Annotated in this window: 10 protein-coding genes; 4 read left to right on the top strand and 6 right to left on the bottom strand. The window is 67.5% G+C overall.

What is annotated here, in order from left to right; translation table 11 throughout:
- Positions 1–156: 156 nt before the first annotated feature.
- The 6 genes from dctP to LXN01_RS09805 form a co-directional block, all read right to left on the bottom strand.
- Positions 157–1,446, bottom strand: a complete 1,290-nt coding sequence (gene dctP / locus LXN01_RS09780; RefSeq protein ID WP_236864555.1) for a TRAP transporter substrate-binding protein DctP — start codon at positions 1,444–1,446, stop codon at positions 157–159.
- 155 nt (positions 1,447–1,601) lie between these two features.
- Positions 1,602–2,906, bottom strand: coding sequence for a type 2 periplasmic-binding domain-containing protein (locus LXN01_RS09785; protein ID WP_236864557.1), 1,305 nt, complete (start codon positions 2,904–2,906; stop codon positions 1,602–1,604).
- A 230-nt stretch (positions 2,907–3,136) separates the two neighbouring features.
- On the bottom strand, positions 3,137–4,660 hold the full coding sequence (locus tag LXN01_RS09790; RefSeq protein WP_236864559.1) for a TRAP transporter large permease: 1,524 nt from the start codon (positions 4,658–4,660) through the stop codon (positions 3,137–3,139).
- Between the two features lie 25 nt (positions 4,661–4,685).
- Complete coding sequence (locus tag LXN01_RS09795; RefSeq protein WP_236864561.1) at positions 4,686–5,222, bottom strand: TRAP transporter small permease; 537 nt, start codon at positions 5,220–5,222, stop codon at positions 4,686–4,688.
- A 306-nt stretch (positions 5,223–5,528) separates the two neighbouring features.
- Entirely contained in the window at positions 5,529–6,746 is a 1,218-nt protein-coding gene (locus LXN01_RS09800; RefSeq protein ID WP_236864563.1) for an acyl-CoA dehydrogenase family protein, read from the bottom strand.
- 55 nt (positions 6,747–6,801) lie between these two features.
- The gene (locus LXN01_RS09805; protein ID WP_236864565.1) at positions 6,802–7,944 is read right to left on the bottom strand and encodes a thiolase family protein; all 1,143 of its coding nucleotides are present in this window, start codon (positions 7,942–7,944) and stop codon (positions 6,802–6,804) included.
- A 182-nt stretch (positions 7,945–8,126) separates the two neighbouring features.
- Between LXN01_RS09805 and LXN01_RS09810 the strand changes: the two genes are divergently transcribed.
- From LXN01_RS09810 to LXN01_RS09825, 4 genes are all read left to right on the top strand, one after another.
- A complete protein-coding gene (locus LXN01_RS09810; RefSeq protein ID WP_236864567.1) occupies positions 8,127–8,879 on the top strand; it encodes a 3-hydroxyacyl-CoA dehydrogenase in 753 nt (250 codons plus the stop codon).
- Between the two features lie 33 nt (positions 8,880–8,912).
- Complete coding sequence (locus tag LXN01_RS09815) at positions 8,913–9,677, top strand: TetR/AcrR family transcriptional regulator (protein WP_236864569.1); 765 nt, start codon at positions 8,913–8,915, stop codon at positions 9,675–9,677.
- On the top strand, positions 9,674–10,672 hold the full coding sequence (locus LXN01_RS09820; RefSeq protein WP_236864571.1) for an NAD(P)H-dependent flavin oxidoreductase: 999 nt from the start codon (positions 9,674–9,676) through the stop codon (positions 10,670–10,672). Before LXN01_RS09815 ends, LXN01_RS09820 begins: the two co-directional genes overlap by 4 nt.
- 100 nt (positions 10,673–10,772) lie before the next feature.
- Positions 10,773–12,320 (top strand): AMP-binding protein, encoded by a 1,548-nt coding sequence (locus tag LXN01_RS09825; protein WP_236864573.1) that lies wholly within the window; start codon positions 10,773–10,775, stop codon positions 12,318–12,320.
- Positions 12,321–12,379 lie beyond the last annotated feature (59 nt).

Genomic DNA, 12,379 nt, shown 5'->3' on the forward strand with positions numbered 1-12,379 from the left:
CGGCGGTGCGCTGCGGGCGGTGCGCCTCAGCAGTGAGCGACATTCTGCGGAACGTGCGACCCTGCGAGGTCGCACCACGTCGAACTGGTCGCACGATGCCAGAGGCTCGGGCGGGAGGCGGAGGCTCGGGCGGGAGCCGGGCAGGGGAGGGCCCGATCAGCTCGGTCGGTGCGCGGTGAAGACCTCATCGAAGAGCGCGGTGGACATCTTGGTGAAGTCGGTCTCCTCGTCGTACCACTCGTCGAAGTCCTCGGTCGAGCCCTGGTCCTCGTACCCGAGCTCCTCGGCCTGCTGTGCCCACTTCTCCGCGGAGTCCTCGATCCGGGTGATCGTGTCCTCGCCGACCACGCCGGACTCGACGATCTCCTCCTTCTTCGCGGAGTTGAAGTCCTCGATGGTCTGCTGCAGATCCGCCGGGAACTCCTCGATCTCGCCGCCGGCCTCCTTGGCCTGGCGGATGCCCTCGGCGTTGCCGCCGATGGTGGTCATCATCTGGCCCTGGTAGTACTCGACGAAGCTGTCGAAGACGACCTGCTGGTACGCCAGCGGCAGCTGATCGAAGCTCGAGCCGGCCAGCAGCGCACCTGGGGCTCGGGTATAGCTGGTCTCCGTCATGTAGCCGACGTGGGGAGCGACCTCGAAGATGCCGGCCTCCGCCGACGGCACCAGCTGGGCGAGCGTGCAGTCGACCGTTCCGCGCTGCAGTGCCTCGAAGGTCTCCGTGTACTCCAGCGACACCGGCGAGGCGCCGATGTGGCTCATGAGCTGGTTCTGGGTAGCCGAGGCGATGCGCACCTGGCGGCCGTCCCAGTCCTCGGTTCCCATCCCGGGCTCGCTGCACACGGAGTAGTAGCCGCCCGACGCGACCACCGGGACGATGGGTGACAGGCCGCGGGACTCGTATTCCTCGACGATCTCCGGGGTGCCCCAGCTGACGTCGGCGGCGACGGCGTTCGTCACCATCTCGCCGGTGAACGGTGAGGGGGACATGCCCGCGAGCATGTCACCGAGTGCGTTCACCGCCGGGAATTCGGTCGGCTGGTACACCGGAAGCGTGTAGGCGAGGTCGACGCGACCGTCGGCCAGCGCATCGTGGACCTCGCCGTAGCCGGCGATCGCCTGGCCCCAGACGGTCTCGACGGTGATCTTGCCGCCGGACCTCTCCTCGATCGCCTCGGCGAGCACCGTGCCCGAGGGGGACTGGATGGACGCCTCCGAGGCCGCCGAGGGTTGGTAGGTGATGGTGACCGGGTCGAGCTCGGCGAGGGCCTGATCGAGCTCCTCCTGAGAGGCGCCGTATTCGTAGCCCTCGCCACCGCCGGCTCCGCCCCCGCCGCCCCCGCCTCCTGCGGAGCCGGCGCAGGCGCTCAGCGCGAGCGTCAGTGCGGCGGCCGCGGCGAGCGGCGCGGCGGTGCGAGTCAGGTTTCGGCGCTGTGATCTCATCATTGCTTCCTCTGGTTGCGGTTCTTCGGATGGGGATCTCTGTGGTCTCTGATGATGCCGGACATGGGTGATGGCGGGAACCGGTCCTGGTCCCCGCCATCACCGGCGGTGCTTCTGCTCAGCGATCCCGCTGAGAGGGCGTCAGCGGCCCTGGAGCATCAGCTGGGCCGGTGGCTCAGCGCCTCGCCGTTCTCGTAGGAGGAGCGGGCGTAGTCCATGTAGTCGGTGTTCGTGTCGTACCATTCGTCGAACTCCGAGGTCTCGCCCTCGTCGGTGTAGCCGAGCTCCTCGAATTCCTTGGCCCACTTCTCGCCGGCCTCGGAGATGATCGACTCGATGTTCTCGTCGATCTGCCCGTTGCTGACGGCCTCCTGGGTGAGCTCCTTGGAGTACGTGGAGATTTCGTCCTGGATTTCGTCGGCGAACGGTGCGACCTGGCCGTTGTTCTCCTTGGCCTGTGCGACCGCGGCCGCGTTGCCGTCGATGACCGCCTTCATGCCACCGGAGGCGGCCAGCGCATTGCCGTCGAAGATGATCTGCTGGTAGGCCAGCGGCATGTCCTTGAAGCTGGAGCCCGCCAGGTACGCTCCGGGGGAGCGGGAGAAGCTCGAGTCCGTCGTGTAGCCCAGGTGCGGGGCGACCTCGAAGATGCCGGCCTCGGCCGAAGGCACGAGCTGGCCGAGCGTGCAGTCGACGGTGCCGCGCTGGAGCGCCTCGAAGGTCTCCGTGTACTCCAGTGACACCGGCGAACCGCCCAGGTGCTGGACCTGCGCGGACTGCGCTGTGGAGGCGATGCGCACCTGCAGACCGTCCCAGTCCTCGGCCGACTCGACCGGCTTGCTGCACACCGAGTAGTAGCCGCCCGAGGCCGCCAGCGGAGTCAGCGGAGTGAGCCCCTTCTCCTCATACTGGTCCAGCGCGTTCTGATTGGCCCACCCGAGCTCGTTGCCGACGGCGTTCGCGACCAGCTCGCCGAGGTACGGCGAAGCGGGCAGGCCTGCCATCGCAGTGCCCAGATCGTTGATCGCGGGGAACTCGGTGGGCTGGTAGACCGGCAGGGTGTAGGCGACGTCGATCCGGCCATCGGCCAGTGCGTCGTGCACCTCCGCGTAGCCGGCGATCGCCTGGCCCCAAACGATGTCGACGGTGATCTTGCCGTTCGAGCGCTCCTCGACGATCTCCTTGAAGACGGTGCCGGCCGGCGCCATCACCGAGTTCTGGGAGGCGGCCGAGGGCTGGAAGGTGATGGTGATCGGCTCGAGGTCCTCGACGGCGGCGTTGACGTCCTCCTGCGACGCGCCATACTCGAAGCCCTCGCCTGAGCCCGAGCCCTCGCCGCCCCCGCCTCCTGCGGAGCCTGCGCTGCCTGCGCACGAGCTCAATGCGAATGTCAGGCCGACGGCAGCCGCGGCAGTCGCGAGCGTCTTCGCCCGCAGACTCTGTGATCGTCGGATCGATGTCACCTGGGTTCTCCTTTGAGAGGCGTTCTGCGTTGAACGGATCAGGATTCGGTGCTCCGGGGGCGAACCCCCGTGATGGTGCTTTCCGAGGCTTGGATTCAGTGCGGACCGAGCCCCGGGGATGGGACGAGCCCCCTCGCGGGGGCTCGTCCATCTGGAGAGGATGTTACCGGAGTGTAGCTTGAATCACATCTTGGCGTCTGCTGGGGAGCTGCACGCTCCTGAGCTGCCCGCTACTGAGTCGCCGCACCGCCGCTGGTCTTCTCCAGGATCGCCGGCAGCCATTCGGTCATCTGCGGCACCGCGATCATGACGATGAGGAACAGAATCACGATCGGCAGGAACCACAGGAGCGAGGTGAAGACGTCCTTGAGGGTGATGTTCTGGCCGAGGTTGACCTCCGGCGCTTTGGAGATGTTGTGGACGATGTAGGACAGGATGCCCACCGGCGGGGTGATCATGCCGAGCTCGCCCAGCAGCACCACGAACACGCCGAACCACAGCGGGCTGACCTCCATGACCTCAAGGGTGGGCAGCAGGATCGGGATGGTCAGCAGCATCATCGACAGGGTGTCGAAGAACATGCCCATGATCACGTAGAGCACGATGAGGACCAGCAGGAAGCCGACGCGGCTGAGCCCGAGCCCGGTGATGAAGTCGGTCATCATCGGGGCCAGGCCGGTGATCGCCAGGAGCTTGGTCAGCATCTCCGCGCCGATCATGATGAAGAAGATCGCTGCGGTGGCGGACACAGTGGCGAAGGCGGCCTGGGTGAGCTTCTGGAGCGGCTTGTCCTTGCGCGTGTGCAGGAGCAGGAGCAGCAGGGCGGTCAGCGCGGCGGCGGCACCGGCCTCGGTGGGGGTGAAGACGCCGGAGAACATGCCGCCGAAGAGCACGATCATGATGACCGGGAAGCCCCAGATCTCGCCGAGGGACCGGAACCGCTGTCCCCAGGTGACCTTCTCGCGCGCGGCGGCACCCTTGGCTCCGCGGCCGACGAGTTTGGGGGCGAAGATGCCCAGGCACAGGATGAACAGTGCGAAGAAGACCGCGACGAGGATGCCGGGGACGGCGCCGGCGACCAGCTGCGGGCCGACCGGCACGGAGGCGATGCCGGCGTAGATCACCAGCAGGATCGACGGTGGGATCAGGTTGCCCGGCAGGCCGGAGACGATCACGGTGCCCACGGCGACGCGCTTGTCGTAGCCGGCGCGCAGCATCTCGGGGATGCCGGCCCGGCCCAGCGCATAGGTCATGCCGATGGTCGACCCGGACACCGAGGCCAAGCCGGCGCCGGCGGCGGTGGTCCCGATGCCGATGCCGCCGGGCAGCCAGGAGAACCAGCGGTCGGTGGCCCGGTAGATCTTGGTGGTCATGCCCGAATTGGTCAGCAGCATGCCCATGAAGATGAACATCGGCAGCACGCTCATCGACCACTTCGACACCGCGTGGAACGGCGAGGTCGACAGGATGTTCTCCATCGCGGGCACGCCGCTGATGGCGTATACGCCGACCAGGCTGGGCACCGCCAGGGCGATGGCGACCGGCACGGACAGGAACATCAGCACCAGCATCATGCCCACGCACCACATCCCAGCGACAGCTGCCGAGGGGCTGGTGAACAGGCCGATCAGGCACACGGCGACGAGGCCGAAGCCGATGGCCAGGGTCAGCGGCTTGGGTTTCTTCCGCCGTGAGTCCGAGGGCAGGAGGCCGGGCTTCATCCCGGCAGGGGTGGTTTGAGTATCAGCAGTCATGAGAATTCTCCTGTCAGGGGCCCGGTCAGATGATCGCGTCTTCGATTTCGTGCTCGACGCGCTCACCGGTTGTGAGATCGACGTCCGGCTCTCCAGTGCGCGCGATCAGCACGATGTCGAGGAAGTAGAGGATGGCCAGCAGGACGAACACGACCGGGACCAGGAAGTAGACGGGCCAGGTGGTGATGTCGGTGACGCCGGCAGTCGAACCCATCGCCATGTTGTCCATGGCCTCCTCGAAGCCGAACCAGGCGAAGCCGAGGCTGACCAGGACGCCGAGCACGGCGGCGAAGATCTTGAAGATGCTCGCGGTCTTGTGGTTCATCCGGTCGACGGCCAGCGTGACCGTGATCTGTTCCTTCTGCAGCTGCGCGGCGGGAATGCCCAGCAGCGCCACGATCGGCAGCCACCAGTACGCCACGATCTCATTGGTGCCGTAGATGGGGGCGTTGAACGAGAAGCGCATGACTGCGTGGAGCACGATGTGCAGCATCATCAGAATCAGCGCGATGGCTGTGACGATCGAGAGCGCCTTGTCGAGGCCCTGATTGAATTTCAACATCAGAAGTCACCTTTGTCTTCGACGATGGGCAGGCCGGTTGGCCGGGTCGAACTCAGCATCGGTGCCGAGTCGCTTGCCTTAACTTAACGAGTGCTCAATAAGATTACAAGTGGAACGTCGGAGAAAAAGTGCTGAGTGTTGTGGAGCCGTGATTTTCGCTGCTCCCGAGCCCTGCTGTCGGTGAATCGCGAAGATCCCGGGGGCGCGTGATGCGTCCTCGGGATCTTCTGCTGGTGTTCTCGCCGCTGTAGGCGCGAGAGGCCCGGCGTGCCTCAGCCGTCGTGCGGCGTCAGCCTCAGCTCGACGTCAGCGAGCTCCGGCCGCAGCGGCTACCGGTGCCTTCTCCGCCGTGCGCGGTGCGGATTTCTTGTACCGCTTGGCGATCTCCTTGCCGATGATGTACTTCATGACCTCGGAGGTGCCGCCGTAGATGGTCTGGATGCGGCTGTCGCGGAACGCCCGCCCGATCGGGTACTCGAGCATGTAGCCGTAGCCGCCGTGCAGCTGCAGGCAGCGGTTGACGACCTCGAGCTGCAGCTCGGCGCCGACCAGCTTGGCCTTGGACGCCTCGACAGCGGTGAGCTCACCGTCGTTGAGCGCCAGCGCGCAGCGGTCGATGTAGGCCTCCAGGACATCGATCCGAGCTTCCATCTCGGCAAGCTCGAACTGGGTGTTCTGGAAGTCGCCGAGGGTGCCGCCGAACATCTCGCGGTCGAACACGTACTCGGCGGTCCAGTTCAGCGCGGCGCGAGCGCCGGCCAGGCCGCCGGTGGCGATGCCCATCCGCTCGTACGGCAGGTTCGTCATCAGGTGGATGAAGCCCTTGCCCTCCTCGCCCAGCAGGTTGGCATGGGGCACCCGGACGTCGGCGAACGACAGCTCCGAGGTGTCCTGTGCGGCCAGGCCCACCTTGTCGAGGTTGCGGCCGCGCTCGAAGCCCGGCGTGTCGCAGTCCACGATGAACAGCGAGGTGCCCTTGGAGGCCGGCACATCGAAGTTCGTGCGTGCCACAACAACCACCCAGTCGCAGTTCTGCCCGTTGGTGATGAAGGTCTTGGCGCCGTTGATGACCCACTCATCGCCGTCGCGCACGGCCTTCGTCTTGATGCCCTGCAGGTCCGAGCCGGCCCCCGGCTCGGTCATGGCGATGGCGGCGATCTTCTCGCCGGCGGCGAGCCCCGGCAGGTAGCGCTGCCTCTGGTCCTCGTTGGCGAAGGACTCGAAGTAGCCGGGCACGATGCCGTCGGACACGCCCCAGCCGGAGGTGGCGGAGCCGAAGCCGCGCTTGGCGACTTCCTCCCCACGCACCATCTCGAACCGGTAGTCGCTGATTCCCGACCCGCCGTATTCCTCCGGCAGGGAGAACCCGATGACACCCGCCTCGGCGGCGGCCTTCCACATCGAGCGGTCGACGCGCTTGTTCTTCTCCCACTCATCGAAGTGGGGGGCGACCTCTTTGTCGAGGAAGGCGGCGACGGTGCGCCGGAAGTCCTCGTGGTCGGCCGTGTAGAGAGTTCGCTTCATGGCAGTCTCCTGATCTGTTCTGTGCGGCTCGGGCTGTGCTGCTGTGCGCGCCGGCTCAGAGCAGCTCGAGGATGGTGGCGTTGGCCTGGCCGCCGCCCTCGCACATCGTCTGCAGGCCGTACTGGATGTCGTTGTTGACCATGTTGTGGATCATGGTCGTCATCAGGCGCGCGCCGGAGCCGCCCAGCGGGTGGCCCATCGCGATCGCGCCGCCGTGCGGGTTGAGCCTGGCGGAGTCGGCGCCGAGGTCGTTGAGCCATGCCAGGGGAACCGGGGCGAAGGCCTCATTGACCTCGAAGGTGCCGATGTCGTCGATCGTCAGACCCGACTTCTTCAGCGCCTTCTCGGTGGCCGGGATGGGGGCCGTGAGCATGATGACCGGGTCGGAGCCGGCGAGCACCGCGGTGTGCACGCGCACCAGCGGCTTGAGGCCGAGCTGCTCGGCGCGCTCGGAGCTCATCATGAGCATGGCAGCCGAGCCGTCGGAGATCTGCGAGGCGTTGCCGGCGTGGATCACGCCGTCCTCCTTGAACACGGTGTTGAGCTTGGCGAGCTTCTCCACGGAGCCGCCGCGGCGGATGCCCTCGTCGGCGGAGATGGTGCCGTGCTCGGTCTCGACCGGGATGATCTGGGACTCGAAGGCCCCGCCGTCGGTGGCGGCGGCGGCCTTCTCGTGGGAGGCCACGGCGAACTCGTCGAGCTGGGTGCGGGAGAAGCCCCAGCGCTCGGCGATCATCTCCGCGCCGATGCCCTGGTTGGGCGTGACGCCGTCGTAGCGCTCCATGAACTTGTCGCCGTAGGGGCTCTTGCCCTGCGAGGAGGAGCCCATCGGGTTGCGCGACATGGACTCGACGCCACCGGCGACCACGATGTCGTACTGCCCGGCGATGATGCCCGCGGCGGCGAAGTGCACGGCCTGCTGCGAGGAGCCGCACTGGCGGTCGACGGTCACGCCGGTGACGGTCTCGGGGAAGCCTGCGGACAGCGCCGCGGTGCGGCCGATGTCCATGGTTTGCTCGCCGGCCTGGGTGACACAGCCCCAGACGACGTCGTCGATGAGCTCGGGGTCGACCCCGGCGGTCTTGACGAGGTCTTCGAGGACGAGGGCGGACAGATCTGCGGGGTGGATGCCGGACAGGACGCCGTCGCGTTTCCCGGTGGGAGTGCGGCGGGCTGCGACGATAACTGCATCGGACATGGAAGCTCCTTGTCGGTTTGTGGGCCACATCGACCACTGTGCTGAGTTCGCGGCGCCGGTTTCGGTCCCGCTGTGAACTTAACGTGCGATCAGCTTCACATATTCGGCGAAACCAGTCAAGATGGACTGGTAAGCATTCTCACTGCGCAACCGGCGCAGTCATTCAATGAGGAGTACGTGAAATGCAGATCAAGGACCAGGTTGCCTTCGTCACCGGCGGCGCATCGGGATTGGGACTCGCTACCGTGAAGAAGGTCGTCGAGCAGGGCGGCAAGGCTGTCGTCTTCGACCTCAAGGGCGAGGAGAACGTCAAGGACCTCGGCGACAGCGTCGTCTTCGTCGCCGGCGATGTCACCAATGAGGAGCAGGTGCAGGCCGGCCTCGACCGCGCCAAGGAGCTCGGTGACCTGCGGATGGTCGTCAACTGCGCCGGCATCGGCAACGCGATCCGCGTCTCCGGCAAGCAGGGCCCGTTCCCGCTCGACGCCTTCAACAAGGTCATCCAGGTCAACCTGGTCGGCACCTTCAACGTGATCCGCCTGGCCGCGGCCCAGATCCAGCAGACCGAGCCGATCGACGGCGAGCGCGGCGTCATCGTCAACACCGCCTCGGTGGCGGCCTTCGACGGCCAGATCGGGCAGGCGGCCTACTCGGCGTCCAAGGCGGGAGTGGCCGGCATGACCCTGCCGATCGCGCGTGACCTGGCGTCGACGAAGATCCGCGTCAACACCATCGCCCCCGGCATCTTCGAGACCCCGATGATGATGGGCGCCTCCGAGGAGACCAAGAAGTCCCTCGGTGAGCAGATCCCGCACCCGTCGCGGCTGGGCCGCCCGGAGGAGTACGGCGCTCTCGCCCAGCACATCATCGAGAACCCGATGCTCAACGGTGAGACCATCCGCCTCGACGGCGCCATCCGCATGGCCCCGCGCTGATCCGAGAGTCGACTCATCAGCACTCAGCCCGGCGTGACGCCGGAGATGACGGTCGGCGCCTCGGGATCCGCTCCCGAGGCGCCGGCCGCCGTGCCTGCCCACGCGTCGGCACCATCGACTCCCGCCGCTGAAATGGCGCCTGCGGTTTCTGATCCTCTCGATCCGGAGCCGGAACCCGGCCAGCGGCGCGGCCGGATCGCCCGCGACGAGATCCTGTCGGCGGCCATCGACTGCCTGCTCGAGAACGGCTATTCCGCGACGACCACGATGAAGGTCCAGGAGCGGGCCGGGGTCTCCCGCGGCAAGCTGCTCCACCACTTCCCGTCCAAGCGCGAGCTGATCACGGCCTCGATCCGCCGCCTGGCCGCCGATCGCCTTGATTCGGAGGCGGACTACTCGGACGTCCCGGACCACGCGGACCTGCCGGCGCGGGTGCGGTGGTCGGTCGAGCGGCTCTGGGCCAGCTTCTTCCACCCCAACTTCTGGGCGGCGACGGAGACCTGGATCGCCGCCCGCACCGACCCGGAGCTGGCTGCCGAACTGGTGATCCACGAGAAGCACGTGCTGCGGCGAGTGCGCGAGAACGCCCATCGGCTCTTCGGCGAGACCGCCTGCGCCCGGCCCGGCTTCCCCCGGATGCTCGACGTCGTCTTCACGAGCATGCGCGGCATGGCCATGACCTACACCTTCTCCGGTCGCAATCCGCAGACCGAGCCGATGATCGCCACCTGGAACGCGACCGCGCTGGCGCTGCTCGACGCGGAACCCACGGCGACGGAATCCCAGGAGACCCAGTGACCCAGCCCGCACCTCGACCCCTCGACTTCTCCCGGCTCCGGCTGCCGCTCATCGCCGCGCCGATGCTGCGGGTCTCCGGACTGGAGCTCACCGCAGCGGCGGTGCGAGCGGGCATCGTCGGCTCCTTTCCCACGCTCAACGCCCGCACCCCGGAGACTCTGGAGCGGTGGCTGGCCGAACTGAGCGCAGTGCAGCGGGAGGCGGCCGCAGGTGGGGGAGGCGGTCTGTTCTGCCCCAACCTGGTCATGGCGGATGCGAACGTCGCCGAGCACGCCCGGCTGATCGCCGAGTCCGAGGCGCGGCTCGTGATCACCTCGGTCGGCTCGCCGAAGCCGGTCGCAGGGCTGTTCGCCGAGGCAGGGATCGCCGTATTCGCCGATGTCGCCACCGTCGCCCACGCTCGCAAGGCGCTCGCCGCCGGCGCCACCGGCCTGGTGCTGCTGACCGCCGGGGCCGGCGGCCAGACCGGCTGGCTCAACCCCTTCGCCTTCATCACCGCGGTCCGCGAGTTCTTCACCGGGCCAGTGGTGCTCGCCGGCGGCATGACCGGCGGTCGGTCCGTGGCGGCGGCGCAGGTCGCCGGCTACGACCTCGCCTACGCCGGCACCGCCTTCATCGCCAGCGCCGAAAGCGACGCCGGAGCCGACTACCAGCGCGAGGTCGTCGAATCGGGCCCGGACGACATCCTGCTCACCCGCGCCTTCACTGGCTTGCCCACCAGCATGCTCACGCCCTCGATCCGCGCCGCCGGGCTCGACCCGAGCGCCCTCGACGAGGAGACCACCCCGGAGGCGGCCGCCGAGCTGTTCAGCAACCGTGCCAGGGGGATCGGACCCAAGCGCTGGGCCGACATCCACTCGGCCGGGCACTCGGTCGCCGGAGTGACGCAGGTCCGCACGGTCGCGGAGATCGTCGACGACTTCGCCCAGGAGTATCACCGCGCCATCGGCACACCCGCATCCCCGCTTGTGCCGTCTGCCGACTCCACCGCATAATTCGAGCAGTCCCAGCCACAGCATTCGACCAGCCACAGCCACAGCACGCGAGCAGTCCCCGCCCGGGCGAACTGCACGCACCCACTCACCAGGAGGATCAATGGAGATCGCCACCCACCTGACCGGACCCACCTACGGCGCGCAGGTCAAGCGCACGCTCGAGCGCTACCCGAACCGGATCGCGTTCAAGGACCAGCAGGGACACGAGCAGACCTACGCCGAGGTGTCCGACCTCATCGGCCGCTACCAGGCAGTGCTCACCGGCGCCGGCCTGCAGCGCGGCGACGGGGTGGCAGCGCTGGGTGCCAATCGCTTCGAGGTGTGGGTGCTGGGCGTGGCCGTCCAGTCACTCGGCCTCTACATCACCTGGCTGCACCCGATGGGCTCGCTCGCCGACCAGACGTTCCAGCTGGGCGACTCCCAGGTCAAGGCCCTGGTCGTCGACGAATCCACCTACCAGCAGCGCGGCCGCGAGCTCGCCGAGGAAGCCGGCCGGGCGGGCCTGAAGATGTGGACGATGAGCCCGTCCGACTTCGCCTCGGACCTGCAGGCCGCAGCCGAGGCGGTCGGCCCCCAGCCGTTCCAGACGGCTGCCGCGGAGGACGACCTGGCGATCATCAACTACACCGGCGGCACCACGGGCCGGCCGAAGGGCGCCTACCGCCAGCACTTCAACCTCGGCCCGTCGACGGCGGACATCCTCGCCGACTTCGAGCTGCCCGACACTCCGCGCTACCTGCTCATCCCGCCGATGAGCCACGTGGCCGGCACCAAGGTGCTGCCCACGCTCATCAAGGGCGGCACGGTGCATCTGATGAGCGGCTTCGACCCGGCGCAGGTGCTGGAGACGATCGAACGCGAGAAGATCAACTTCACCCTGTTCGTGCCGACCATGATCTACGCCCTCCTGGATCATCCCGACCTCGACCGGCGGGACACCTCGAGCCTGGAGTACATCCTCTACGGCGCCTCGCCGATGTCCGAGAGCAGGCTCAAGGAGGGGATGAGGCGGATCGGACCGGTGTTCGGCCAGCTGTACGGCCAGACGGAGTGCTACCCCATCTCCGTGATGTCCAAGGAGGACCACCAGAACCCGGACCTGCTGCTGTCCTGCGGCAAGCCGGTCGAATCGGTGGATGTGCGAATCCTCGACCCGATGGGCGAGGAGGCGGCGCTGGGGGAGCCCGGCGAGCTGTGCGTGCGCGGACGCGGCGCGATGACCGGCTATTGGCGGCGCGACGACCTCACCGCGGAGACGATCGTCGACGGGTGGCTGCACACCGGTGACATCGCCAAGATGGGCGAACAGGGCTACCTCTACATCGTCGACCGCAAGAAGGACATGATCATTTCCGGCGGCTTCAACGTGTTCCCCCGCGAGGTCGAGGATGCGCTGGCCACCCACCCGGCGGTGTCGCAGGCCGCGGTGTTCGGCATCCCAGACGAGAAGTGGGGCGAGCAGGTCACCGCGGCGGTGATCCTCAAGGAGGGCCGCACCGCCACGGCTGAGGAGCTCATCGCGCACGCGAAGGAGCTCAAGGGCGGCGTGCAGGCACCCAAGGAGATCGTTATCGTCGACCAGCTGCCGCAGACCGCTGTGGGCAAGGTCAACAAGCGGGCGCTGCGCGACATGGTCACGAGCGACTGAGCAGATGCGGACGGAAACCCACGCCTCCAGCGGATGGAGGCGTGGGGTTCTGCTGTCCG

The sequence above is a fragment of the Brevibacterium daeguense genome (assembly GCF_021729135.1).
GTDB classification, from domain to species: Bacteria; Actinomycetota; Actinomycetes; order Actinomycetales; family Brevibacteriaceae; genus Brevibacterium; species Brevibacterium daeguense.